Source organism: Pseudomonas sp. MDT1-17 (genome assembly GCF_054898105.1).
Genome location: NZ_JBUBVM010000001.1, coordinates 36,897 through 62,764 on the forward strand (window position 1 = coordinate 36,897; position 25,868 = coordinate 62,764).

Here is a 25,868-nt window from a genome sequence, read left to right on the forward strand (position 1 = left end):
CCCTTAGAACCGTACGTGCGAGTTTCCCCGCATACGGCTCAAGCTTACGAAAGCCAGTCTATTACTGGCCGGTCACGCGGAAGGTGGTTTTTGCAAACCGCTATGCTTAAGTGGCTCCTTGAATCCTTGCTTGTGGCACTGTAAGTGGCAGTCGGGATGGAGCAGTACACGGTTATTTAGTTTATCCGGGCCGCCATCCACCCGCCTGACAACGTGGTGATCGTGCCAGCCGGTATCCTTGCTGATGGCATGCCCGCATAAAGCACATTTACCCTGTTGCCGCCTGAAAAGACTCAGTATCTGCCGCCGATACCGGAGCTTATGTAGCATCCGTTGAACCCTTAACGCCTCCCACTTAAACTCCTGTTCTGCATCGTACGGCTGATACGCACCCGGCAAGCGCTTGTGACGAACGATTACGGTATCCGCCAGCATGTATAGCTGGCGAAACTTCACTGTCCCGTCGATCCCCTTTACTGGGTATACAAATGCCCGGTGAATTCTGGAACAGTAATATCGCCGTTTAAGCCAACCAACAGACTTCCTCGGATGCCGACGCTTTGCCCACCTCAAGATCCGCCAGAAGATAAGGTTGTCCAGCTTGTTAAAGGTGGCTTTCGCCACAACCGGGGAGTGATATTGCGCCCACCCTCGCAGCACTGGGTTCAGTCGCCCCATCAGTGCACCCTGAGTAAGGGTTCCGCTGTTTTTTATAATATCTCGCACTTTCCGATAGAACGTTGAAACATTCTTCTTCGCAGGCTTGATCAACAGCTTTGCCTTTCTGTGTGGCGACTTCGGGACGTATTTCCTAAAATTCCACCCAAGAAAATCAAAGCCTTGATGGATGTGTGCGATGCGCGTTTTTTCTTGCGATAATGCAACCCCGCGTACAGACAGGAATTGCTCTATCCAAGGCTTGATTTCGTTTTCAAGCAACTCTTTCGAGTTTGCCAAAACCACAAAGTCATCTGCATAGCGCACAACCTGAACCTTGGTTTTCTTCGCTTCTATGGTGCCAAAGCGCTTTTTCAAGTGATCTTTCAGCAAAAGCTCCAAACCATTCAAGGTGGCGTTTGCCAGACAGGGAGAGATGATACCGCCCTGTGGCGTGCCTGCCTCCGTAGCAACAAATTGCCCCCGGTCAACAACCCCGGTTTTCAGCCATTTGCGCAGTATCGTCTTATCCATTGGGATATTTTGACAAAGCCAATCATGGCTGATGTTATCGAAAAAACCTTTGATGTCCCCTTCCAGAATCCAGACAGGGGCTACTTGGGGGGCCAGCAAATGAAACAGCTCTACCATTGCGTCGGCCGTCGAGCGATCCGGTCGGAAGCCGTAGCTTCGGGGGTCGCTCTGGCTCTCTACAACAGGTTCAATTGCCAGCAGATGAAGCGCTTGCATGGCCCGGTCCAACATCGTGGGAATTCCGAGTGGGCGTTTCTCCTGTTTGCCAGGTTTCGGTATCCATACCCGCCTCAACGGTTTAGAACAGTAACCCCGCTTGATCGATAGACACATCACCCCTCGAAGTTTGGCTTGGGGCGTCTCCCACGTTTCGCCATCAACCCCCGGCGTCCTGCGACCCCGGTTCTCCGTGACTCGCCGCACAGCTAAGCATCGCCCATGAAACGAGTGAGTTAGCATGCGTTGCAGGCGCTTCACCTTTCGCCAGTCGGCCTTCCTTGTTGCCTGCGCAATTTTCAACTGTGTTTTCCGAACGGAGGTTTGAATTCTGGCCCAATCGAGACCGTACCAATTCATGGCCCCATCCAAGGACGCAGACGTAACCGAAGTCGGTGGTTGCGTATTCATACAGTCCTGCTCGAAGTTAGAAACTGTTTGCACAGGATCTCTTAGCGTGTACCCGTGCTAACTTCATAGTTCGACGGAATCAACAGTTGTATTTGCGCTCGTAAACCAGATGCACGTCAGCCAGGGTTGCCCCTGCCGGTAATGTTGAAACCGGTATGCCATCCGTTACAGACGGCCCTTTGCTTTTTTGCATCCTCCTATTCCCCACACTCATCAACGTCCCTTGCGGAAAGTCTGCCTTGCCGATGTGGATGGTAAGGCGAGTGGTCGGGATTGCCACGTTCCCTGAATCGCATCAATTCCCCGTTTAGGCTTCGTCTATCCCCCGGCAGCGCTTCTAGTACCGCATCCCATTACATGACAGGAATGGCTGGCTGCAATGCCTTTTTTTTGGCTGGGGCCGATAATTGCCGTAGGCCCGTCAATCCTTACGAGGGTTTTGTCGACGATTCACATATGTTAGCCATGCGGGTTGGGTCACTAGTCCCCGTACTACCGTGCAATTCGGTTGTGCTGCGCATCCCGTTACCGGGTTGCACTCTCTTGCGGGAGGGACATTGTTGATCGGGCTTCACACCCCAAGATTGGCTCCTGACGCATGCCGATCTAGTGAACTGACGGATACACGTCAGGCTCGTTACTCCAGAAAGCGGAGTTGAGCAATGAGATCCAGAGCTTTCGACACGTGTTTGACTGCTAACCTATTGAAGTTAAACAGTTGAACACGCGATCTCGTGTCGCACCATGCCGTGGATTTTACCAAAGCAGACCGCTTGCGGCAGCAAACCGAGATGCTAATTACAGTTTTTAAAGCAGCGTAATAGCTCCGCCAGACCCCACGCGTTGCCAAGGTAGGCCTAGTACCAAAGCCTGAAGTTGCTCGGTATCCAACTGCACTTCACTGCCTTGCCGAACGCCTGGCCAATGGAATTTACCTTGGTTCAAGCGACGTGCCGCCAGCCATACGCCAATCCCATCGTGTACCAGCACTTTCATCCGAGTCGCGCGGCGATTGGCAAACAGATAAGCGCAGTGCGGCTTCGCCGCACCGAACACCGCGACCACCCTCGCCAGCGCCGTTTCAGTGCCGGCGCGCATATCCATGGGCTCGGTGGCGAGCCAGATGGCGTCGATGCGGATCATCGCAACAGGTCTCGAAGGAAAGCGGCGCAGGCAGCAGCGCTATCGGTTGGCCAGTTCACTTTGACGGTGCCGCGTGGGTGCAGAATCTCAACGCTGATATTCGATGAAGATACGGGCGCCGTTGTTTGCATAGGCAATGGGATGAATGCTGGTTGAAGCGCCGTGCTTTTCTGCACTTGCACCCGAATCCATTTGTGAACGAGGTTTGCGTTAAGGCTATGGCTGAGGGCGATGCTGGCAATCGATGCGCCGGGTTGGGCACACTCTTGAATGACCTGGGCTTTGAAGGATTTGGAATACGAACGGCGTGTTGGCTGCATGAAATACCCGCTTAAAAGGCTAGAACTGGTGCCCACCTAAATTTAAGTGCACACCATGTCCCGGCTTTGCGGGGTTGGGTAGATGACTTGGCCGGACGCATAGTGCGCCAGTTAAAGCTGGCGGAGGATAGTCGATGAAAGTTCGATACTGGTAAGAAATGGCGAATCAACCAGACCCCGAGTCATGCATGTTGCACCGTGAGGTGCAGGGTGAAGCGTTGACAGGGGAAACCGATGGGCCAGCCATTGAGCCGCGTAATCAGGAATCCGGGATGCCGATGCTGTTATGCGAAGCAGAAGGCAATATGGAGCATGGCGTTATACGCCAGTCATGCTCTGATCCCGCGCGGTCGGAGACCCTGTGCACGTCGGGAAGTCCTTCGCACAGAAACTGGGAGATCTCAGCGATGCCCGGTGCGCAAGCACCGGGCGGAGTAGGAAAGGCCAAAAGCCGTAACCCTGCTGTCTACGTCGCTGAGAAGTCGGATACGTCCGTAGTACCTGAGAAGCCATCGAACAAGGGGCTTAGCCCTGCGGAGATGGTGGAGGAAAGGGACGTAGCCAAGGGAAACACCGACACGTCCCCCGCGCCCCGGACACAGAGCCAGATCAGTTGCGCGTCGATGGGACTTGAAGGTGTACGTGAAGCAGCCCGAAGGGATAAGGGCATGCAGTTCACGGCATTGCTGCACCACATCACACCGCAATTATTGGCGCAGAGCTTTTATGCGCTTCGCCGCGATGCGGCGGTGGGCGTGGACGGCATGTCGTGGCGAGAATATGAGGAAGGTCTTCTCCAGCGGGTAACCGATCTGCACGCAAGGCTCCACAGTGGAGCCTATCGAGCAACGCCGTCGCGGCGGGTCTACATTCCCAAAGCCGACGGCAGGCAGCGTCCGCTGGGCATTGCCTCTCTGGAGGACAAGATCGTACAGCAGGCAGTTGTCACTGTTCTGAATGCGATCTACGAAGAAGACTTTCTAGGTTTCTCGTATGGGTTTCGGCCGGGACGTAGTCAGCACGATGCGCTGGATGCGTTGACGGTCGCGCTGAAGGGCCAGAAGGTGAACTGGATATTGGATGCGGATATCACGTCGTTCTTTGATGAGATCGACCATGAATGGATGCTGATGTTTCTAGGACACCGGATTGCAGACCGGCGCCTGCTCGGACTGATCTGCAAATGGCTTCAAGCGGGTGTTATGGAGGATGGCCGTAGGGTGGCTGCGACCAAGGGGACTCCCCAAGGCGCAGTGATATCGCCGTTACTGGCGAATATCTATCTTCACTACGTGCTGGATCTATGGGCAAGGCAGTGGCGCCAGCGCCACGCCCGTGGCGATGTGATTGTCGTGCGTTACGCGGACGACAGTGTGGTGGGTTTCAGGACGCAATGGCAGGCTCAGCAGTTCTTGGAGCAATTGCGGGAACGGCTGGCCAGGTTCGGTTTATCGCTCAACGCTTCGAAGACACGGCTGATTGAGTTTGGTCGTTTTGCTGCAAGAAATCGTAGAAAGCGAGGTTTAGGTAAACCGGAGACATTTGACTTCCTGGGCTTCACGCACTGTTGTAGTACCAACAGAAGCGGTGGGTTTCAAATACTGCGACTGACGGTCAAGAAGCGAATGCGTGCAACGCTACTGGCTATCCGGGATGAGCTGAAACGCCGACGTCATGAGCCTGTTCGGGTCGTGGGTCAGTGGCTTAACCGGGTTGTCAGTGGGTACTTCAATTACCACGCAGTGCCGGGAAACCTGATACGTCTTGGCGGTTTTCGGTTGGCGGTATGCCGTCTATGGCGGCAAGCCCTCAAACGTCGCAGCCAGCGTCATCGGCTTCAATGGTCACGCTACGGACGCCTTGCCGACCTCTATATACCAAGACCCAGAAATGCACATCCTTATCCTGAGGATCGCTTTGCGTCACGTACCCAAGGCAGGAGCCGTATGCGGTAGTTCCGCACGTACGGATCTGTGCGGGGGGCGGCAGGTAACTGCCGTCCCTACCGCGACCTCACCGCACACGGCTCAAGCACTTCAAAGCCTCGTTTCCAAAGCCGGTTGTATCACTTGAACTGCAACGCAGCACCGTTCTATGAACAATAGGGGTGACGCATGGTTAGGTTGGTACTCACATCACGTCCACCCAGTGTACGCGGTGTTCGATAGTGAATAGTCCAACCGGTCTCCTTCGTCATTTGCTCGCCGCAGACGGGGCACAGTCCGCCCTGCGCGACCCACAGATTGACCAATTTTCGTCTACCCACCAGGTTATTCGGCATACGCGTAGCTTGTCGCTGCGCGAAGTAGGATTCCCAGTGCGGATCAAATGGATTGGCGACCGACTGTATCTTGCAGTGGCGGACGATGGCGACATCCGCCGCCTGAACGAGTCTGACGAGTTTCGACTTGCCATCCGCGGACAATTCCTCCCGAGGAGCGGCAAATACCCAATGCCGAGGACCTACTACATGGAAATATCGATCCTTGACCCAGCGTCGTCCCTTGCGGGGATGACGCCGGGCCGCCCATTGCCATAGAGCCTTCCAAATCTGGCTGTCGACCCTGGTAAAGGTGGCCTTCGCCACCACATGACGGTGATAATTCGCCCAGCCCCGGATGACCGGGTTGAGTTGGTGAATAAGCGCCGCTTGGGTGCTGGTCGGGTTGCCCTTGATGACGGATCGAACATTGTCCAGAAACGCCGCAACGTTGTTCTTTGCTGGTTTAATCAGCAACTTGTCGCGGTACTTACGGACATTTTGCCCGAGGAAGTCGAACCCTTCTTCTATGTGCGTGATCTTGGTTTTGGTGGCCGACAAGGTTAGACCTCGATCGGCAAGAAAGACCTCAACCAGCGGTTTAACCTCATGTTCCAACACCTCTTTCGAAGTGCCAGTAATCACGAAGTCATCCGCATAACGGACTAGATTGACCTTCGCGCCACGCTTCTTTTTAGGAAACTTGGCGCTGAGCAGGGCTTGCAAGCCGTCGAGCGCCATGTTGGCCACCGTCGGCGAAATGATGCACCCTTGCGGGGTGCCTGCTTGAGTCGGGAAAAGTTGACCTTCTTCGATGTAACCGGCCTTCAGCCATTTGCCGAGCATCGTCTTGTCCGTCGGGACGTTGGCGATCAGCCAGTCGTGCCTGATTTGGTCAAAACAGCTTTTGATGTCGCCTTCCATCACCCATTGCGGAGCATAGCTGCGCGCGAGCGCGATAAAGCATTGCTGGATTGCATCCGCCGTAGAGCGATGGGAGCGAAACCCGTACGAGTGCGGATCCGCCAAGCATTCCGAGACGGGTTCGAGCGCTAGCAGGTAGAGCGCTTGCTGGGCTCGATCAATCATGGTCGGAATGCCAAGTGGCCGCGTCTGTGCGGGGTCACGATTTTTTGGGATGTGAACCCGTCTCAGCGGTTGCGGCCGATAGCCGCAGCGTTTGAGAGACTGAATTGCCGTTGATTTGGCGTGCGGGGTAGACCATACCTCGCGATCCACACCCGGCGTGCGCTTGCCTTTGTTTTCCGTGACCCGTTTGACGGCAAGTGCTTTGCCGGCAAACGAGTGGGTCAGCAACCATTGCAAGGCCTTGACCTTGTTCCAGCGGCCTTCCCCTACCGCCTTGACGATACGGGCTTGCAGTCGCCGAGCTTGTTGGTGGCAATGATTCCAGTCAATACCGGTCCATGCCCCCTGTTGGCCGGAGAGTGCACCAGCGAATGAGGCTGCCGTCATTTGCGTTCCCTCCTGTGGCGATTCGGCAAACGATCTCGTCATGAAGCACTCAGCGGAAGTCTGCTCGCTTTCGCGCGGCGTGATGTGGCCGTGAGGCTCAACGCCTATCCCCGCCATTACAGAAGGGCTTTCGCTTGCTCCGCTATCCCATACCAGCATTCCCAACAGCGCGCCTTGCGGATTGCTTGCCCATCCGGGCAGGAATACTGGCTTACCACGTTCCTCCTATTTAACAAGAATGGGTTAGACCCTGCCTTTTCCACCGGTAGCGGATGTGTCCGTGTGCCCCCACTACAAAGAGGAGCAGCCCGCTACGTGCCTTTTGGCTCAAGCCTGTCAGTACCTTTGGCTTGTTAGCGATGACGATGTTTAGCAGCAGTTCACATAAGTTGGTCATACCATCCAGCCTGGCGCCCTCACCGCATTGGTACTCGCAGAGATCGCTTTTCCCTCACGGGTCCAGCTAGGCCTTGGGGGCCGGGCTACGTTACGCGGCAGCTTCACACCCCACCGTTGCCAGTGACGCATGTGCCGGTTGGCTACTGTTGACGGAACAACAGGTCTCCTTCCTTCCTTACGGGCTGATGAGACAATTAAATAGGCGACTTCGTGTCTGGACTTGCCCCTACAAAACCGGACACCAACTCCCTGTTAAATTGATGCGGCTGCCAAGCGCCTGAACTCCCTCGGAGAGCGATAGTTCAAGGCGCTGTGCGGATGCTGCTCGTTGTAATGCTCAAAGGCAATTGCCAGGTTACACAACGCGATCTTGTAGTCCTCATCAGCATCAAGCTTGGCGTTTTCAAGGATCATGTCATTTGAGCCGGCATCCAGCGCCGCGTCTTCCTGAACAACCAGGTCGCTCCAAATCTCTCTTTTATCGCTTGCCTCGGCCATCAGCTCGGCGAACTGACGGGCATACTGATTTTTAGTCAGGGGCTGACTATTCATGGCGGGTTCCTTTCTATGGGTCGTTGATTCTTGCAGGGCGTTGCCTAGTTGTGAGCTGGCCTTATGCAACGTGTGATTCGCCCGCAAGCCACTTCCTTATGGCATTCTGGATGCGATGATTGATATGCCGGTCTTGTAATACCTTTCCCTTGGGTTACCTATTTGCTTGGCGCCCTTATTCAACGCCGAGAAGCTGTTGTAATTCTCGCCTGAAAAGGGGTCCATGTAAGTACCATCGCTTCGTTTAACGACCCAATGCAAACCCACCGGTAGAGCCACATCAATCACTGCCATCGCTACTATTTTTATCTGGCCTCCCTCAAACCTTTGCGGTCCATGGGCTATAGCACACCCTATACCAGCCAGCCTCGATTTAGCCTCCGGGTAGAACCAGTTAAGGGCTTTTGAGAAGACGCTCGGGATCTCTTCTACTGACATCTTGAGGCCTAGTAATCGCCCTGCCGTAACGATGCCATCAGGCATGGAATAGCCTGCATCGCTTTGCTGTCTTTGCGTGGTGGAGCCACTGGTTATCGAATAGAGGTCACGTTCACAACGCTCATCCAACTCAAGCGTGTCACAGCCTAGTTGCTCTGACATAGAGCCGCTAAAAACCGGGATTTTTTCTACACCAAGCTCCTTCGCCGCACACAACAGACTGACGGCGCCACATGAACTTTGGAAAATCTGCTTTTTTGCAAGGTGCGCCTCAGGTACCAAAGCTCCTGGTTGGGGTTCAGATCTTAACGGCTGAGTCCATGATTGCTTGCTTGATACTGAATACAACATGGGTATTCCTACATTTCGGTTTTATTGAACGCCACAGCCCTCCCCGCTTTCCGCGTTCGTTGCCGCCTGCAGCGCCAGGCTCGCGTCTTGCAGCGCTTTTTGCGCGGCGTCGACCAGGTGGGGTCACCAGCCGGCCCATCGGCATCGGATCAAGCGTCTTCATGGTGGAGTTCCTTTTCGTGGGGGTTGCTTCCGTGCAAACCTCGAAAACTAACCCAGTCCCGGCCGCCGCCCCAGCCATTTTATGTATGCAAAAATTTGCAGGCCCATTTTTATACGATAGGAACACGACACAGCGCCCTCCCCTTCGGCCTCCTCCACCTGCCCGGCCAGCAGTGCGCAGGCCTGAATATGCGCGCGGTCGGCGGCCTTATAATCCCGCTGGAAATCGGCGGGCCGCACTGCACTGTCCGACAAGCTTAACGATCCGCGCTACGCGCAAGCGACGGCCAAGGCAGTGAGCGCGTTACAAACAACCCTCGACAGCACAAAGGCGCTGGGTGGTGTGCCGGCGCCGGTCCGGCATTGACCTGTCAGCCATTCGCACCCCTTGCTCAGTACGCTCGTACTTCAAAATTCAGATGGCTTTCCAGTACTTTTTGATCACGTGTCGAAAACTCGCTAATCGCCACTTCCGGGCTGACCTCAATCTGCATCGACAGCACCTGTCCTTCGGTGACGAGCCCCGCACTGACCGGCACAACCAAATCACCAGGCACCACTTCAATCGTGGAGGCTGGCGTGCCGGGTACCTCGCTGGCAGCACGAATCGGCGCCAGGTCGATTGCCCGACCATCGAGCAGCGCGCTGCTTAAGCGCACCTTCAGTTGTCCGCTGCGGGCGAATTGAAAATGTTCAGTCTGGCTGTCACCACGCACCATCACCGCCAACCTTGTAGGAGCAGGACAGCTGGCCTGGAGCGAAACATAGCGGGTGCCGACCGGATGCACGTCCCGGCTATCCAGTGTTCCTCCCGGGTGGCGGAACTGGCCAAAGTCCAGTTCTGCCTGCCCCAAACGCAACTCACACGTCTCGGCGTGCACATGCTGGCTACTCAACCCCATAGCCCCGACCAAAAACAGCAGCACACGTACAACGGTGCGATAACGCTTCAACAGTTCCATACAGATTCCAGCCCGATACAGGGCATTCAGAGGGGTTTGCAAACGGCATCAGCCGATTCGAAATACACGTTGGGGTCAGCCTTGTCTGGCAGCGAATACTCCAGCTGGCAGCTTTGGGCGTTATCAAGACGCACCCGCAGGCGCTCACTCAGTTGGTCGTTGGCCAGAAAGATTTTTCCGCTGTCCACCACCGTGGCCAGAACCTGATCCTGGGCATTGAAGACGCCAGCGCCCTTGGGCAAAATCTTGCCTTCACCATCACGAGCCCTCAGCAACACCCGGCGCGTAGTGATCACCGGGAAGTCAACCTTGTGCACGGAGCCCCGGCCAGCCGCCACCGCCTTGAAACCGTTTTGAATGTCGACATTGCGCGGCAGTGTTTTGGTCGCTATTTCAATGCGCGAGGTTTGATAGGCATTAAGTTGCGACACCACGGCACGGCCCCAGGGGTCGGTCCACACCGGACCGCTCGGAGTGCTGAGTTTGACCCCCGACACCTCGCCGACCTTAGCCAACGCAAAGGTGTCCCTGAGGGGGTACGGCGACAACGTCAGGCCATCGCCATGCAACACCAACCCGCCGGCCATCTGGCCGCTGTAGGTAGTACTGTCTTCCCCGCTTTTCGAATACCCCAGGCTCAGACTGGTATAGCGTGGCACCGCACTCATACTGGCGGAGAAGTTCCGTTGCCGATCTTCGGTGTTGCTGTCGGCCCCCAACTGGTAACTGGCAATGTCGTTACTGCTGTCATTGAAGGAGGTACCGAAACGCGTCCGCCCATCACGCTCATTGGCATAGGTACGCAGGTTGCGGCCAGAGCCCAGCGGAACGCTGACACTCAAATACACCGCATCGCTATTACCACTATAACTACGGCTGTTCGACGCTGAATGGCTTGCACCTTTGCTTGTGCTACTCATACTGCGCTCAAGATTGGCACTGACGCTGAAGTGTTTGAATGACTTGCCCCAGGCACCTGTCAGGTGCTGTGAGCTGTCCCCGGTAAAACTGGTGGCCGCCGAGTAACCTGTTGAGAAACCACCCAGCAGCGGATCGCTCCAGCTGAGCGAGGCGCCGTACTGCTCACGGCTGCCGCCATGGCGATAGCCTGCAGAGTGATCCTGGGTGGTCGACAGCAAGTCGCGAAAACTTTCCGTGCGCCGCGTCACGTTGGCACTGGCGCTGAGCTTTTCGGTCACACGGATGCTCGCCCCAAGACTGACTTCGGCCCCCTGCTTGTCTTCCTTGCCGGCATTGACCAATGTCCCGCGCAAATTGAGCGAGGTCTTGGCCGTCACGACGGAGTTCAGGGTAACCGCTGTGGCCTGGTACTGGCTCTGACTAGCCATCAAGCCGGCCGACAATTTGTTTTTTGGGCTGAGCAGCCAGCCGCCGGTACCGGTGACCACCGTAGGGGACTGTTGGGTGTCGGAGCCGAACGTGCGTACCTTACCCATTGCCATGGAATAGCCGGGCGCGGTGTAGGAAAACTGCGTCAAGGAGGCGGCGGGGACGGTAAAGTTGCGCTGCTCGCCATTGGCCTCGATCACCCGCACATCTAGGTCAGTGTTGCCGTTGATCAGTTGGACCCCCGGTAAGCGAAAGGGGCCCGCGGGCACCAGGGTGGTGTGAATCAACACGCCGGACTGACGTATCTCTACCCGTGCCTGGCTTTGGGCAATTCCCTCAACGGTGGCACCGGAGCGGGTCTGGCCTTGCAAGGCATTGTCGGGCAACACCTGCAAGCCGCTAATCGCCGTGCCGGGGAACACCGAGTTCGCGATGTTAATCTCACCGACCTGCAGCATCGATTTGTAGCTGACAAAGGTCTTTTGAGCGTATGTGTACAGCGCCTGAAAGTTACGCGCTCCATCCTGCTCGGTGAAGATTTGTCGGCTGCGCACCAGCCAGTCACCGGCGTTAAACCCCAGCGCGGTATTGGCCGAGGTATAACGACTGGACATCCCTGCGTATTGGTTCTGCGAGCCCATCACCTCATAGTTCAGCAGTCCGGCGGTTCCCCCCCGGCCGAATGTACCCAAATCTTCGCTGGGCGGTCTTAAGGCCTCCGCGCTGATCACCAACGAAACCTCCTCACGCGAAGGCCGCAGTTCAACTTCGGCTTGCGTAAAAGCGTCCGCAACACTTAAACACTGGGCGCCATCGGACAGGGTCTGACGGTCTTGCCCGGCCGGGTCCTTCAGGTTGCCTTGGTCCAGCAGTTCAGGGGTTACACACAACTGTCCAACCGCGTCGAAACGCGCGTCCGCTGCCCCGCGGGAGATCCCGTTGACCCACAACGTGATGCGCCGAATGCCTTGAGTAAAGCGTGGCTTTTGGCTGAAAAACGCCGCGACCTTTGGATCAATGCCGGATTGGCGGAGCCTGTCCGGATCGAACTGAATCTGCGGTTTCGACGGGCGCGGCGGCGATTGCTCTTGCGAAACGGAGCTCGCCACTGCTGGACTTGCGGTGACGCTCACGCCCAGGGTGGCCATGGCCAATGCCACAGAGTGTATGGCCCAGCGCAAAGCACGCGCGAAAAAAGCACGCGGGACCTCTGACGAAGCCCGCGTGGAAGAAAGGTGGGGAATCATAATGTCTAAACCACTTAGGCAAGCATGCTTATTGCAGGTTCAATGCAGCGTCGTAGGAGGCCCCTTGATAGCCGTAGAGGCTGGCGGGGTAGAGACGGATCTTGGTTTCGGCGCTAATGGATGCGCTCGCGGGTAATGTCAAGCTGTCGGATTGCCCAGGCAAGAGGTAGGTACGCGGCAAGGTCAACTGCCCGCCCGTCGGCATCAGATCCAGTTGTTGATTAAGGCGCACGACGTAGCGGCTATCGTTGCGCACGGTCAGTGTTTGGTCCTGTACCTGCCACTTAAGCAGTGTCCAAGGCTCGTTGTGCAGCGGCAAATCCGCCGGACTGACGATCACCGGCAGGTTTTGCTGCACGGTTATGTTGATCTTCGCTTGACCATCATTTTTCATCGGTGGGATACCTTCGAACGTCACCCGTTTCATGCGCTGGGTGGTCAAGGGCGTGTCCGATTGAAAGATGAAGCGCACCAGTTGTTTTTCGCCCGCTTCCACCCGACTGATGGGCGAGGTGATCAGCAGCAACTCCTCCGGGTCTTCCGGCAGGTTTTCCAGGGCACTGTAAAGCAGTAGCACCTGATCATCGGAGTTGGTGACGTTGATACTGCCTTCACCATCACCGGCGTTAACCAGCACCACGGAGGTTTCCGGGACCATGCCCGCTGCACTCGCAAACGTACTGACCGCCGATAGACCGAAAGCCACGACCAGCGATTTAAAATACATCTCAAACATAACAACCACGCTGCTGCGTTAGACGAACTGACAGTGCCATTAATTTTTCTAAGGGCCTGACAGACGTGCAAAAAAAAGGCGCCGCGACAATGGATGGCGCCTAGAAAGGATCCTCTCGCCTCTTCGTGGGGGGCATAAAACACACGAGAGATGCTTAGAAGTAAAGACTCTGCATGCTGCCCACACCTAAACTCGCGAGAGAATAAAAATCCAACTCTAGCAAGCTTCAAGCTCACCGAGTCGGTCAAATATTTAGAGGTAAGAAAGTTCAATGGTTGCCTGACCATCCAGCTTGATTACTTTGCCTGGGTTAGTCTTTGCAGGGTCAAGAAGCCATAAGTAAACGAGAACCTTGTAAGAATGATTGGTGAATGCGCTTGGGACGGAATTCGAATCAGACGCAGATAAACTATAGACAGCGTCATGCGTTTGGCGAGGGGAGATAGTTGAGTCACTATACCAATTACCACTAGACACCTTACTTACAAAACGGGCTTTCTTATTATCTCCTTGGGAATCTTCTATACTTAATGTATATATGCCGATTTTTTTACCCCCAGAAAGGCCTAAGCCAAACTCATCATTAGTCATAGCCACAAAGTTACCGACTTCGGGATCGCTAGGGGTAGGCCGGGAGTCACGCCTGTTGTCAGTAACGGTTAAAGTAACTTTCGCAGGCGCCGCGCACTGTACATTTATATTGAACGTCTTATCATTGCTTTTTGGCATTAACCCTGTTTCATCGCCAATTAGGTCTGTATAACTTAATGTGCCATAGTCGACAACACCTCCGCCAGGAATACTTACCGAACAAGCGTTTGGAACAATCTCGCCCCTCACAGAAAGTTCAGCCGACTCGCTCGCGATCGCGCCACTGGCGCAAGACATTAGTAGTGCCGCGGCAAGCGTGCGGTTGATAGTTTGTTTTTTCATAGATACCTTCGCAACCTTCATGGATTGGTTATTTTTTGCATCGAAAAAATGATACGCACAATTGGTTCCACTCGAAAATAAATCAATGTGATTCATCGTTTTTAATCAGGCAGCCCGCCTGCCTAATATCCTGCTCTGATTAAAATATCGATCCTGCACAGCAGCAACCGTGACCAACTCCCCGAGCAGAGTGCCTCGTTTGCGTCGCAGGAACTTCCACAGGAGCATGAAAATATCCGTGGCCCACGCCACTTCCACTGATCGAAGGAGCTGTAATGGGGGTTTGGGGAGCAACGGAACAGTGCGACCTGAGGTCGTCTAAATTTCTGTTTTACTGGAGGGTTTTCTCCTGATGAAACCGGTTGTTCCATCAACCGTTTCCTACCCGGACATGCGGGGCCGGTAACAGCTCGGTGTGAAGCTCTGGGGACTGTAGTGGTCAACTAATCCCGGACACGACGTTAAGTTTTTCTTCGGCCCGAGCTGGCGCCAGCCCACCGTTGAGTTGATGGGGCCGAATCCAGTTGTACCGATGCATCAAGAAATGGCTGATATCGCGCTGGGCGCGCGGATTCCACGGCCATCCGGCCACCTATTCCATGAACATCCGGCCACTGATTCCACGGTGATCCGGCCACCCGTTCCACGCTCATCCGGCCACCCTTAAAGCAGGCAGCAACGCAGGATTAATTCACTACCATCGACCTCTTTTATCGAAGCAGAGAGGTCGTCGTGGAGCGGTTATCCATGCGTAAGATTCGAGAAGTGCTACGTCTCAAATTCGAGGTCGGCCTATCTGCCCGCCAGGTCGCTGTCAGCTTGCAAGTGGGTCGAGCCAGCGTCGGTGAGTACCTATGCCGATTTTTTTACCACCAGAAAAGCCTAAGCCAAACTCCGCAGTAGTGATACCCACAAAGCCACCGATTTCGGGATCGCTAAGGAAACTCTGAAAAAGACTTCCATATTTGGTGAAATACGCACCTCACATGAACAGAACGGTTGAGCCCCGATGAAACAGATGTCCTTCGCCGATGCCGAGTACGCCGGCAAACGTAAGCAGACCCGCCGCGAGCGCTTCCTGATCGAGATGGATCAGGTCGTGCCCTGGAAGGGCTTGGTTACTTTGATCGAGCCGCATTATCCAAAGGGCGAAGGGGGCCGTCCGGCGTATCCGTTGATGGCCATGTTGCGCGTTCATTTGATGCAGAACTGGTTCGGCTACAGCGATCCGGCGATGGAAGAATCACTATATGAAACGACGATTCTGCGCCAGTTCGCGGGCTTTAATCTGGATCGGATTCCCGATGAAACCACGATCCTCAACTTCCGCCGCTTGTTGGAAAAACATGAGTTGGCAGGCGGGATTTTGCAGGTCATCAATGGCTATCTGGGCGACCGTGGCCTGCTGTTGCGTCACGGCACGGTGGTCGATGCGACGATCATTCACGCGCCGAGTTCGACCAAGAACAAGGACAGTAAACGCGATCCCGAAATGCACCAAACCAAGAAAGGGAATCAGTATTTTTTTGGTATGAAAGCGCACATCGGCGTCGATGCCGAATCCGGCTTGGTGCATAGCCTGGTGGGCACGGCGGCCAATGTGGCGGACGTGACGCAGGTCGATCAGTTGCTGCACGGTGAGGAAATTTACGTGTGTGGCGACGCCGGTTACACCGGCGTGGATAAACGTCCAGAGCATCAGGATCGCAAGATGATCTGGTCGATTGCCGCCCGACCAAGCAGCTATAAAAAGCACGCAAAAAAGAGTCTGATCGGGCGCATGCGACGCAAGATCGAATACGCGAAAGCGCAGGTGCGGGCCAAGGTTGAGCATCCGTTTCGCGTGATCAAGCGCCAGTTTGGTTATACGAAAGTGCGCTTTCGTGGTTTGTCGAAAAACATCGCGCAGCAGACAACGTTGTTCGCTTTGTCGAACTTGTGGATGGTGCGAAAACGGTTGATGGGTATGGACGAGGTGCGTCTGTAATGCGGGCCAATTGCCCTGAAACAGTGCAATTAGAGGAAAGAACCGTGGATTAAGGACAAGAAAGGCCTGATTTTCGCCGACTTATGATTTTTTGAGCCTCAAGTAGTGAGGGCATCAAAAATCGGTGGGTACTTCAGACCTTCCCTAAGACTAGGCAGGGATTCACGCTTATTGTCAATAAAGGCTAAAGTAACTTTCGCAGGCGCCGTGCACTGTACATTTATTTTGAACTTATTATCATCTTTTGTCATGAACCCTCCGTTATCGCTAATTAAGTCCGTATAACTTAATGTGCCATAGTCGACAACACCTCCGCCAGGAATACTCACCGAACAAGCGCTTGGAACAATCTCACCCCTCACAGAAAGTTCAGCCGACTCGCTCGCGATCGCGCCACTGGCGCAAGACATTAGTAGTGCAGCGGCAAGCGTGCGGTAGATTGTTTGCTTTTTCATAGATACCTTCGCAACCTTCATGCATTGGTTATTTTTTGCACCGAAAATGATACGCACAATTGGTTCCACTCGAAAATAAATCAATGTGATTCATCGTTTTTAATCAGGCAGCCCGCCCGCCTAATATACTGCTCTGATTAAAATATCGATCCTGCACAGCAACCGTGACCAACTCCCCGAGGAGAGTGCCTCGTTTGCGTCGCTGGAACTTCCACAGGAGCATGAAAATATCCGTGGCCCACGCCACTTCCACTGATCGAAGGAGCTGTAATGGGGGTTTGGGGAGCAACGGAACAGTGCGACCTGAGGTCGTCTAAATTTCTGTTTTACTGGAGAGTTTTCTCCTGATGAAACCGGGTGTTCCATCAACCGTTTCCTACCCGGACATGCGGGGCCGGTAACAGCTCGGTGTGAAGTTCTGGGGACAATGTACCCGCCGATTATTCGGTACGCCTACCCGTGAGGGAAAGCGGAATCTACCAGCACAAAGGTGGTGAGGGGCTAGGAACGAGCGGCTACGACCAACATATGTGAACCTCTGCTAAACGTCGTCATGCTCAACAAGCCAAATGTGCTGACAGGCTTGAACCAAAACGGTACGCGGACAGGTATGAACCCCTTGATTCCTGGGTCATCATGGACAGTAGGCCGCCGGTGAACAGGAGGGGTCCGCCCCATATGCGCTAACCAAACCTCTCACCCCATAGCCCATCTTGCTGGTACCGCCGTTTTCGCGGGGATTCGCGCAGTGTAGTGGTCTAATGAAACCGGACACCCATTTAGGCGAGAATGCTCGCCAGATCGAGGTGTCAGATGACCAAACAACGCCGTTCCTTTTCTGCTGAATTCAAACGCGAGGCTGCCGACCTCGTGCTCAAGCAAAACTACAGCTACATCGAAGCCAGCCGCTCACTCGGCGTCGGCGAGTCGGCACTACGCCGCTGGGTCGACCAAGTTCAGCAGGAACGCCAAGGAGTCACCCCGCAGAGCAAAGCGCTGACACCGGAACAGCAAAAAATTCAGGAGTTGGAAGCCCGAATTACCCGCCTTGAACGGGAAAAATCGATACTAAAAAAGGCTACCGCGCTCTTGATGTCGGAAGATCACGAGCGTACGCGCTGATCCATCAGCTGAGCGTCCATGAGCCGATTGATTGGCTGTGCAAAGTGTTTGAGATCAATCGATCAAGTTATTACGCCCACCGCCTCCAGCGCCGAACGCCTGGTGTCGAACGGCTTCGGTTGCGCAGTCGGTGAGCGAGTTGTTTTCACAAAGTCGCAGCGCTGCCGGCAGCCGTAGCATTCTCTCGTTGATGCGTGACGATGGTGAGCAACTTGGTCGGTTCAAAGTGCGCAGCTTGATGCGCGAGCTTGACCTCGTGAGCAAACAACCAGGTTCTCATGCCTATAAACGAGCGACGGTTGAACGGCTGGATATTCCGAACATTTTGAATCGAGAGTTCGATGTCCCGGCACCCAACCAGGTCTGGTGCGGCGACATCACCTACATTTGGGCTCAGGGGAGATGGCACTATCTGGCTGTCGTGATGGATCTTTGCGCGCGCCGGGTGGTGGGCTGGGCGCTATCGGAAAAGCCGGATGCCGAGCTGGTTATCAAGGCGCTGGATATGGCTTACGAACAACGGGGAAGGCCTCAGGGGCTGCTGTTTCACTCTGATCAAGGGTCGCAGTATGCGAGTCGTTTATTTCGCCAGCGACTGTGGCGTTATCGCATGCGTCAGAGCATGAGTCGTCGGGGGAATTGCTGGGACAACGCGCCAATGGAGCGCGTGTTCCGCAGCTTGAAAACTGAATGGATACCGACCGTGGGCTACAGAACTGCTCAAGAAGCCCAGCTCGATATCAGCCATTTCTTGATGCATCGGTACAACTGGATTCGACCCCATCAATTCAACGGTGGGCTGACGCCAGCTCGGGCGGAAGAAAAACTTAACGTCGTGTCCGGGATTAGTTGACCACTACACAACCTCACAACCAATACTGTGGGCTTTTGGTCAGCACGACATCGGTTTTCTGCATGAGCTAGGGAAACCCTGCGCGAAAAGAAAAACGTCCAAGGAAACGCACTTTTCCCCCTACCGCCGACGGGCTCTGTACATTTTTTTTGTGAAGAGATTTGGGTGATGCAAACATCCCTCCCGGTCAGCCAGGCTAAGGGCTTTGGCGGGTTAGGGCGTTTTTCAATTTTGGAAAGGCTTTTCAGTTTTTTGCAAAACCGTTGCACAGATCGCAGCGCCCGCAGCTTCGGAGGAAAAAACAGCAAAGGCCCGGACTAGAGCGGTCGAAACAGGGAGACGCAGTTTTGGCGTGTATTCCAAAAATGAACAGCTCAGTTCAGGCACGACAAACCGGCGGCCGAAGGCAAAACAGAACACCGCTAGAGGCCCCGCCAAACAACGCTTACTGCATTTTCCCCTCGACATTTCATATTTCAAACGCTTGCAGTGCAAACTCACGTCCGACGGCAGAACCAGCGTAAGAAAAATCTCAAAAAACGCAGGCGACCCGATTTTTCTAGCCCTCCAACTCCGCTTGAAGCGCGGCCTCAAAGTCCTGTCCAGCGTAAAAAATACCCACCACCGCGAAGGCAATCACGGCACGTTTGCGATAGTGGGTAATCCGCAAACCGGGGCGAATGTCGTCTCGCTGATTGCCTCGATGCGGGAACGTCCGCAATTCTTCGCAACAGGTGACGATCGCGGCGGTGTATAACGCCGGGCGGTCTCCGGCGTTGCCGCTTCGGCAATGTATTGATAAAGCGCAGCCAACTGCTCCAGTGCTTCTGGAGAAAACTCAACGTCGTACGCCATCAGGATTTGGCTGTGGCGTTCTGATGCTCGTTGGCCAAGCGCTCGCGCACCTTGTCAATACTGAGCGCGCGCGATGGGTCCGCCTTCAGTGCATCAAAAGCTGGAGCTACCTGACTGGTCAGCCAGCTTTCCAGCGCTCGGTCGCGCGCCAGCAGGGCGCGTAGGCCGTCGCGGATGACTTCACTTTCCGTGGCGTATTCGCCGGCCGCGACTTTGGCTTTCACAACGTCGGCCATCTGATTGGGCAAGGTAATACTGAATTGCTGGGTACTGCGCATGACAAACCCTCCATAGAACAGGATTTAATCCTGCTCCATCGTACAATTTCCGGCCACCTCCCACCGGCGGCGCAGTCTTCCAGACCGCCGGAACACACCTTGCGGTTGGAGTCGGATACGCCAATCGTGCGGCAAATCAAGATCAAGGCTGCCGCAACCCGCATGACCCCAATTGGGATGAGTGTTTCGAGTTCCGTTGGGGCAAGAATCCATACGCCTACTTGAAGGACGTCCTCACACGCTTGCCGACGCAGCGGGCAAGTGAGATTTCCGAGTTACTTCCGCATAAATGGCGTTTAGTCGTTTAGTTACGCAAGACGGGATGCCTGGGCGCCTATCACTCATCGGCGCTCCTGACTTCTGGATTGAACGATGCGGATAAAAACTGCCACGTAGTTTGAAAGTAAAAATTAACTGGTGACCCTGCTTGAACAGACCATGAGTACAAAAAGCGAGATAGAGTTTATGATCGGGACACGTGCGCTTTACCTGTTGTTGAACAGGTTCAACAGCAACTGGGCAGCGCCCATTTGACGTTCTCGATACTGCTCAAAGAGAAAGAAGAGCTGCGTCAAGAAAATCTGCGCTTGAAAGAATGGGCCAAGGAAAATACAAGTTATGTGCTGCACACGCTGCCGCCAGCACCTTACCTACCGCCCAAGGGTCGCTGACCGGCCGGGCGGTGGCCGGGTGCTTCCAGGATCCTGTCAAATCGATCCTGCAGCCCGCAGAGCACAACGCCCCTGGTACGCCAGACCTGTGAGGCCTCGAAGCAAATTTTCCCGCCACTGACAACCCAATTTTGATCGGAACCAGTCACCACCCCTGTACTTGAACGAACTCAGCCGAGCCAGATAGGCTGCCGGACGTTGGGCGTCATAATCAACCCAGAAGGTGAGCGAGATCAGAGCGGGTTTCCCGAGTCTGTGCAATAAAACCCCTGACCAAATGACAAAAACCGTCCTCATTCAGCAAGCTCAGTTCACGCTGGATGCACAGCCGCACATCCCCATTATCCAAAGCGAGCCAGCAGCCACGCAGGAGCGCGACATCAAAATTCATGCACAGCAGACGCTTCAGGTTGTCCTGCTCTGGATGCAGTGCACCCAGTCGACAATGAAGAATCACACTGTCGCCGTGCTCCCCGATCTCGATGACAGCCGCTTGATGATCGTTGTCATAGAGTGCACAGACACCGTTCTGCAGGGTAAGGGGGGTACCCAGTTGATTGGCCAGATGGCCAATGAGGGCTTGGATAGTTGTATGGGCGCTGGCCATTGTGTCTCCTTAAGGGGCAACCTGCACAGTGATGGAAAGCCTTGGGCGGGGCTGTTGCAGCCCCCCCCAAAAAATCAGAATTTCAGCACGGGTCGCCACTCAGCGATTGAGTTCAAACCCTTCTTTTTTCAAGGCTCCGACGATGCCACTGAAAGCTTCAGACGGGTTTGAGAGCTCACCCTCCAGAGCGTAGCTCTGCGGTGTATCCTGATCCTGGCCATAGCTGAAGTCGATCTTGCCCACCGCCTTGGTGACATTCAGTGATGCATTGCTGCTGTAGCTGACAACGGGCACCGGCGACGCAAATCCTTCCGACTTGCTCGCGCTCTGGGATACGGTAATGGCTTTGATACGCATGTTTTTGCGATCACTGAGTAGCGCCGCCAGGTCTTGTTGCGACAGTTCGCCGTTGCAACTGCGAGCGTGGATCTCGTCCTGAACGCCATCCTTAAGCTCGAGACGTACCTTGGCCAGCGTGCCGGTGCTGGCCTGCAGTTGTTTGATCAGCGACTGGAGCGTCGAGTCCTGCTCAAGTAACGAGGCTACTTTCTGGGCATTACTCGGGGAGTGATGTGCGCTGACCAGCCCCATGATGCTGGATACCACGCCTTGCTCGTCCAGGCGTGACAGGTTGGTGTAGGCGCTTTCAAAATTAGCGCTGTCCAGCAGGCTGTAGTGCTGCCTGGCCGCCTCATGCTGATGGCTGCTGCGCTGCAACGTGCGCAGCGCGGCATACTGCCGGTCGTTTTTGTCGTTTTTGTCGTGAAGGGCGAAATAGCTGTTCAGGCCCGTCAAGTGGAGATCCACGGCTTGCTCAGGGGTCAGGTCCTTATAGACCGGCAGATCTCGATCCGCCAGTCGCGCCAGTTCCTGTTGTGGGGACGGATCCTTGAACGCATCGCCCAGGGTGAGGGTCAGCTCCTTCAGGTTTTTGGCGGTTAGGGGCACGGCTTCTTTGAAAGTAAACTTGATCCGTTTGCTGGTTTTGTTGTCCACCCCCACTCCGCCGCCTCCGCCCAGCGCGAGCCCGGCGCCCAGCGAGTTTTTTTCTGGCGTACTGTAGCTACCGTTGATTTGTGCCTTGGCAGAGCCTGACGCGCCTATGCTGTTGATAAAGCGCGGGCGATTTTGGCTGCTTTCCTGCGTCTGCTCCTTGTTATTGCGCTGCTCGACTGAATGGTTTGCATAGTTCAGCAGGTTGACGTTGACCGTACTGCCCACGCCAATACGCATGGCCGCTGACAACGGTGAGCTGCCCTTTTCCGATAACCCGAAACCGGCGCGAAACTCTGCCGTGCCGCTGGCATTGATATCGACGTTGAACCGCAAGCTTTTTTGAGTCGTGTGCTCAATACCCTTTTGCATCACTTGCAACGGGTTCAGATTACCGCTGAACAGATTGTCGACAAAATCATCGATGTCTTCCTGAAGGACTGTGAACACCACCGCGTTGCGTTGCGTGACGGTGGAAATGGCACTGGCGTCGACGCCCAGACTAAAGGCCGGTGTCAACGAACGGTTGTTACCCAGGTTGATATTCGTGAACTGGGCCGCTTGTTCCGCGTTGAAAAAGCCGGGCCACAAGTCAAAGCCGCCGCCAATGCCCACCGTTGCCGACGCCGAACCATCGCGTTGCAGGCAGACCTTCAACCCCTTGTCGCCGAGTTCGGCGTTGAAAGCATAACTGCGCACGCCGCTTACCCCGCCGCTCGGCGAAAGGCCCAGCGCGAATTTGGACACGCCGATGGACGGAGTACTGAGGTTCAGCCCATAACTGCGCTGCAGGGCGATTTCATCATCACTGTTCAAGTATTTGAGGGTAGTCCTGAGGGCCTGGGCCAACTCAGCTTGGGTCTTGCTACCCGTCGCGGCTCGCAGGTTGACGCTGATGGCATGGTCGGCTTTTTTGAACCCGTTGAGAAACGCCTTGATTCCGTCGTAGGAGGCTTCGAGGTTCGCGTGATCGGTAAAGCCCATCTCCGTCACCTGCCTGATCTGATTGTCTTCATAGGCCGCCCGCTGCGCCTCGAATTTTATTTGCAGCGTCTTCAGATCCGCACCGTCGGCCAGCGAACTGAACGACTCAAGATCGTCCAGAAAATGGACGAGGTCGATGAGGGTCACGGTATCCAGAGCCAATCGTGCCTTGGTCAGCCCCAAGCTTTCGCCGCCATCGCGCCGCTGCCCCAGCGGCACGTCAGCTTTCTGATGAGAAAGCTGCATGCCTTGAGCTTGAAGGGTGCTGAGCAATCCATCCGCCCTGTTTTGCCCCGTTGGCGCCAGATAAGTCAGCGAGTTTTTCAGGGTTTTGAGCAAATCATGCCCGGAACTGTTGACGTTAAGCTTTTGCGAAAGCTGGCTGAGCTTCATGCTGACATCACGACGTCGAGACGGCGCCGACTCATGGCCATGGATGTTCAGCAAGCCTGCTTTTTGCTGCAACAGTTTCGACCGACCGTGCTGCTGTCCCAGCTGTTTGAGCGCACGGTGGCTGGTGTCTTCCAGCGCTCCCCGAAAGGCCTCCAGTGCCTGCTGCAGAACCAGACCTTCAGGACCTAGATTCAGGCCGGCAATTCGTGACTTCAAATCCCGGCCATCAGCCGCCGCTGTCTGGTTTTGGCTGATGGTATGCAGGCGTTGAAACACCGAAGATTCGCTTTCGTAAACGGGCCCCAAGCCTTTTCGACCTTGGTACTGGTGCTGGATATAGTGACCCATGTTCTTCAGCACCCGAGGGACTTCCCAGGTCGGTTTGAAGATGTTGGCTCGAATAAACTCAGGGGTGCTGACGGTGTTTGCGTTCTCCATGGCGCTACGCCCCATCAGGTTGGCGTTAGCGCGCACGGTCAAACCGGTACCGGGAAGACGCATCACTTTCTCGCTGGTGCGCAATCGCTTGGCCAGATCTTCGAATGGATTCTGATCCACAGGTTTAGCTGCCAGAGGATGCCAGGTCGCGTCCTTGAGCTGCATTGACCAGTGTTCGCCTCCATCGCTGAAGGCTGCGCTCAAGCGGTTGCCTCCAGCGCTACGGATGCTCGTCAGCTCTGCGCCGGGCGGGATCGCGACCGACTTCCAGACAGCTTCGGCGCGCGGTTCGCTCGCTTGCCAGTCGTCCTTGGCCATCACGAACAGTTCACCCCAATCCGTCATGGCGTAAAGATGATGATGCTCATCGAGTGCGAGTGAGGTGATCTTGCCCACTCCCTCGGTATATTTGAGTTTGGTGGGCTCGCCGTCCTTGTGATGGACAGTGAAGGTATGCTTACTGTCCATTACTACAAACTGCTTATCGCTGAGCATGGCGAAGGCCACGACCGTGAGGCCCTCGAGCCCAGCGACGTTGTCACCCACCGCCACGGCGGTCGAGCGTGCAAGCTGATTCAAGGCGTGACTGCCACCGAATGCCAAGGGGGTCGACTTACGGCTGACGCCCAGCTTTTTCAGGGTACCGTTTTGTATCATATAAGCTTCGCCATCCATGCCACGCTGCAGTTGCTCCACCTCTTTGATATCCGTGTCTTTCCAGTCCTGACTGGCGGTGTCCCAAAACTTGATCCGCTGCTCGCTGAGGCCGATACGACCCAGACGACCAAGGTCCAGGGTATTGGTCGGGGTCGGCTCCACGCCGGTGGGCAAACCACGGCGGGTATTCACCACCAGGACATCACTGAGGTTCCAGCCACTGCTTATACCCTGGGTGTCGCCATCCAGAGAATGAGAGTGGACTTGCTCCCGATCGCTGACCAGCGCCTGGATCTGCCCCTCGTTCCCACTTAGGAACCCGACGACCTGCTGGTTGGCGCCCAGACCCGCGTGATTGGAATAACGGTACTGCTGCGGTTGCAGTTCCAACTCCTCACGATCCAATTCATCGCGCCTGACACTGTACAGGCGCCCTTCGGTATCCGAGATAAACAAGTGGTGCTGACTCAGACCGATGCTCTTGGCTTGGGCAAGCCCGTCATGAAGTTTCAGCGTGACAGACCGCGTACTGACCGATGGATCCTGTTCAAGATTGATCAGGTGCAGGACTTGATCCTGATCTCCACTCAACACAGCGATGTGCTGGTCAGCGCTCACCGAAAATGCCTTGACGCCGCCGGGCAGGGCCACTTGAGTCATGCCCTGACTGGAGAGATCGACCAGTGCGCCGTCTACCTGGCCATACAGTTTGCCGTTGCCTTGGGCGAGCAACGCACTGAACTTCATGTCCTGCGTCCCTTCAGACAGCACCCAGGCGCCTCGAAGGTCATCGAACGCGTAGAGTTGCTGTTCATGCAGGTACAACCGCCGCCCCTCCTGATCCTGATGAATACCTGTCAGATACCCCATATGAGCCCGAGGCAGAGTGCCCAGCGGGGTGCTTTGCTGAGTATCACCCACGACCTGGACTGCCCCCTGCTGACATTCGAGGCGCTGAACATTGGGGTGACCCGCCGCCCTCCCCTGCGCTTGGCTGCTACGCACGACAAACATCGCCTCAGGGGATTGTCTCAGGTGCAATACGTGACCTTTTGCATCCAGCAGGAACTGATCCAGATCGGCACTGTGGCTGGCCTGATAGGTTTGCCCGGACTCACCTAAAGCCCTGTACAGCAAATCGCCAAGGGCGGTCGACTTGAACGCTTGAAAAAGAGGTGTCCCCTTGGCGTCCAGATGCACCGAGGCCGGCCGCTCTTTCGGTACTGGCTGTTGCTGTCGCGGTACGCGGCGGGCTTCACCTCGAAGGGCGTTTCTGCGGATAAAAGGCAAGGACGACGCGTCTGAAACATTTGCACGCTCATCAACGTTAGCGGCCTGGAGGCCTTGTGTCAGCTGGCCAATGGACTGGGTCAGCTGCCCATGAACCCTCAGAGATTGGGCGCTGCCCTGGGTCGGCGGGTGCGGATA

The 25,868-nt window shown here is 55.4% G+C and carries 16 protein-coding genes and 4 pseudogenes; 5 read left to right on the top strand and 15 right to left on the bottom strand.

Features of this window, described 5'->3' with window-relative positions:
* Positions 1-72: 72 nt before the first annotated feature.
* The 3 genes from ltrA (ACYZTX_RS00125) to tnpA all read right to left on the bottom strand — a co-directional run bounded on the left by ltrA (ACYZTX_RS00125) (position 73) and on the right by tnpA (position 3,281).
* Entirely contained in the window at positions 73-1,818 is a 1,746-nt protein-coding gene (ltrA, locus tag ACYZTX_RS00125; RefSeq protein ID WP_462032464.1) for a group II intron reverse transcriptase/maturase, read from the bottom strand.
* Between the two features lie 807 nt (positions 1,819-2,625).
* Positions 2,626-2,961, bottom strand: a complete 336-nt coding sequence (tnpB, locus tag ACYZTX_RS00130; RefSeq protein ID WP_083359309.1) for an IS66 family insertion sequence element accessory protein TnpB — start codon at positions 2,959-2,961, stop codon at positions 2,626-2,628.
* The gene (gene tnpA / locus ACYZTX_RS00135; RefSeq protein WP_197679976.1) at positions 2,958-3,281 is read right to left on the bottom strand and encodes an IS66-like element accessory protein TnpA; all 324 of its coding nucleotides are present in this window, start codon (positions 3,279-3,281) and stop codon (positions 2,958-2,960) included. Before tnpA ends, tnpB begins: the two co-directional genes overlap by 4 nt.
* A 188-nt stretch (positions 3,282-3,469) precedes the next feature.
* On the opposite strand from tnpA, the gene ltrA (ACYZTX_RS00140) reads away from it, so the two are divergent.
* Positions 3,470-5,236: a group II intron reverse transcriptase/maturase gene (ltrA, locus tag ACYZTX_RS00140; RefSeq protein ID WP_462032462.1), complete on the top strand. Its 1,767-nt coding sequence runs from the start codon at positions 3,470-3,472 to the stop codon at positions 5,234-5,236.
* Positions 5,237-5,373: 137 nt separating this feature from the next.
* On the opposite strand, the gene ltrA (ACYZTX_RS00145) is transcribed toward ltrA (ACYZTX_RS00140), so the two are convergent.
* From ltrA (ACYZTX_RS00145) to ACYZTX_RS00180, 8 genes and pseudogenes are all read right to left on the bottom strand, one after another.
* Entirely contained in the window at positions 5,374-7,176 is a 1,803-nt protein-coding gene (gene ltrA, locus ACYZTX_RS00145; RefSeq protein WP_462032465.1) for a group II intron reverse transcriptase/maturase, read from the bottom strand.
* 492 nt (positions 7,177-7,668) lie between these two features.
* A pseudogene (locus ACYZTX_RS00150) lies at positions 7,669-7,782 on the bottom strand (integrase core domain-containing protein); the annotation flags it as partial.
* Between the two features lie 282 nt (positions 7,783-8,064).
* Positions 8,065-8,757: a hypothetical protein gene (locus ACYZTX_RS00155; protein WP_462032466.1), complete on the bottom strand. Its 693-nt coding sequence runs from the start codon at positions 8,755-8,757 to the stop codon at positions 8,065-8,067.
* Between the two features lie 554 nt (positions 8,758-9,311).
* Positions 9,312-9,881, bottom strand: a complete 570-nt coding sequence (locus ACYZTX_RS00160; RefSeq protein ID WP_462032467.1) for a DUF1120 domain-containing protein — start codon at positions 9,879-9,881, stop codon at positions 9,312-9,314.
* Positions 9,882-9,907: 26 nt separating this feature from the next.
* Complete coding sequence (locus tag ACYZTX_RS00165; protein ID WP_462032468.1) at positions 9,908-12,379, bottom strand: fimbrial biogenesis usher protein; 2,472 nt, start codon at positions 12,377-12,379, stop codon at positions 9,908-9,910.
* Between the two features lie 127 nt (positions 12,380-12,506).
* A complete protein-coding gene (locus ACYZTX_RS00170; protein WP_462032469.1) occupies positions 12,507-13,214 on the bottom strand; it encodes a fimbria/pilus chaperone family protein in 708 nt (235 codons plus the stop codon).
* Between the two features lie 252 nt (positions 13,215-13,466).
* Positions 13,467-14,243, bottom strand: a complete 777-nt coding sequence (locus tag ACYZTX_RS00175) for a DUF1120 domain-containing protein (RefSeq protein ID WP_462032470.1) — start codon at positions 14,241-14,243, stop codon at positions 13,467-13,469.
* A gap of 343 nt (positions 14,244-14,586) precedes the next feature.
* Positions 14,587-14,715, bottom strand: a pseudogene (locus ACYZTX_RS00180) (IS3 family transposase); the annotation flags it as partial.
* 441 nt (positions 14,716-15,156) lie between these two features.
* Here ACYZTX_RS00180 and ACYZTX_RS00185 point away from each other — a divergent pair.
* Complete coding sequence (locus ACYZTX_RS00185) at positions 15,157-16,134, top strand: IS5 family transposase (protein WP_462032471.1); 978 nt, start codon at positions 15,157-15,159, stop codon at positions 16,132-16,134.
* A 98-nt stretch (positions 16,135-16,232) separates the two neighbouring features.
* Here the strand turns inward: ACYZTX_RS00185 and ACYZTX_RS00190 are convergent, their stop codons facing one another.
* The gene (locus tag ACYZTX_RS00190) at positions 16,233-16,646 is read right to left on the bottom strand and encodes a DUF1120 domain-containing protein (RefSeq protein WP_462032472.1); all 414 of its coding nucleotides are present in this window, start codon (positions 16,644-16,646) and stop codon (positions 16,233-16,235) included.
* 756 nt (positions 16,647-17,402) lie between these two features.
* Here ACYZTX_RS00190 and ACYZTX_RS00195 point away from each other — a divergent pair.
* Positions 17,403-18,561, top strand: a pseudogene (locus tag ACYZTX_RS00195) (transposase); the annotation flags it as partial.
* Between the two features lie 355 nt (positions 18,562-18,916).
* On the top strand, positions 18,917-19,321 hold the full coding sequence (locus ACYZTX_RS00200) for a hypothetical protein (protein WP_462032473.1): 405 nt from the start codon (positions 18,917-18,919) through the stop codon (positions 19,319-19,321).
* Between the two features lie 97 nt (positions 19,322-19,418).
* Here ACYZTX_RS00200 and ACYZTX_RS00205 read toward each other — a convergent pair whose 3' ends face one another.
* Positions 19,419-19,697 (bottom strand): ribbon-helix-helix domain-containing protein, encoded by a 279-nt coding sequence (locus ACYZTX_RS00205; RefSeq protein ID WP_462032474.1) that lies wholly within the window; start codon positions 19,695-19,697, stop codon positions 19,419-19,421.
* A gap of 200 nt (positions 19,698-19,897) precedes the next feature.
* Here ACYZTX_RS00205 and ACYZTX_RS00210 point away from each other — a divergent pair.
* Positions 19,898-20,005: pseudogene (locus ACYZTX_RS00210) on the top strand (transposase domain-containing protein); the annotation flags it as partial.
* Positions 20,006-20,579: 574 nt separating this feature from the next.
* Here the strand turns inward: ACYZTX_RS00210 and ACYZTX_RS00215 are convergent.
* Complete coding sequence (locus ACYZTX_RS00215) at positions 20,580-20,975, bottom strand: type III secretion system chaperone (protein ID WP_462032475.1); 396 nt, start codon at positions 20,973-20,975, stop codon at positions 20,580-20,582.
* Between the two features lie 99 nt (positions 20,976-21,074).
* Positions 21,075-25,730 carry an AvrE-family type 3 secretion system effector gene (locus tag ACYZTX_RS00220; protein WP_462032476.1) on the bottom strand — a complete coding sequence of 1,552 codons (4,656 nt, stop codon included), beginning with the start codon at positions 25,728-25,730 and terminating at the stop codon, positions 21,075-21,077.
* Positions 25,731-25,868 lie beyond the last annotated feature (138 nt).

Excerpts from the sequence above, each read along its gene's own strand:
- ACYZTX_RS00170 (WP_462032469.1), bottom strand. The coding sequence starts at position 13,214 with ATGTTTGAGATGTATTTTAAATCGCTGGTCGTGGCTTTCGGTCTATCG.
- ACYZTX_RS00215 (WP_462032475.1), bottom strand. The coding sequence starts at position 20,975 with ATGGCCAGCGCCCATACAACTATCCAAGCCCTCATTGGCCATCTGGCC.
- ACYZTX_RS00155 (WP_462032466.1), bottom strand. The coding sequence starts at position 8,757 with ATGTTGTATTCAGTATCAAGCAAGCAATCATGGACTCAGCCGTTAAGA.
- tnpB (WP_083359309.1), bottom strand. The coding sequence starts at position 2,961 with ATGATCCGCATCGACGCCATCTGGCTCGCCACCGAGCCCATGGATATG.
- ACYZTX_RS00205 (WP_462032474.1), bottom strand. The coding sequence starts at position 19,697 with ATGCGCAGTACCCAGCAATTCAGTATTACCTTGCCCAATCAGATGGCC.
- ACYZTX_RS00185 (WP_462032471.1), top strand. The coding sequence starts at position 15,157 with ATGAAACAGATGTCCTTCGCCGATGCCGAGTACGCCGGCAAACGTAAG.
- ltrA (WP_462032465.1), bottom strand. The coding sequence starts at position 7,176 with ATGCTGGTATGGGATAGCGGAGCAAGCGAAAGCCCTTCTGTAATGGCG.
- tnpA (WP_197679976.1), bottom strand. The coding sequence starts at position 3,281 with ATGCAGCCAACACGCCGTTCGTATTCCAAATCCTTCAAAGCCCAGGTC.
- ltrA (WP_462032464.1), bottom strand. The coding sequence starts at position 1,818 with ATGAATACGCAACCACCGACTTCGGTTACGTCTGCGTCCTTGGATGGG.
- ACYZTX_RS00175 (WP_462032470.1), bottom strand. The coding sequence starts at position 14,243 with ATGAATCACATTGATTTATTTTCGAGTGGAACCAATTGTGCGTATCAT.
- ACYZTX_RS00160 (WP_462032467.1), bottom strand. The coding sequence starts at position 9,881 with ATGGAACTGTTGAAGCGTTATCGCACCGTTGTACGTGTGCTGCTGTTT.
- ltrA (WP_462032462.1), top strand. The coding sequence starts at position 3,470 with ATGTTGCACCGTGAGGTGCAGGGTGAAGCGTTGACAGGGGAAACCGAT.
- ACYZTX_RS00165 (WP_462032468.1), bottom strand. The coding sequence starts at position 12,379 with ATGGCCACCCTGGGCGTGAGCGTCACCGCAAGTCCAGCAGTGGCGAGC.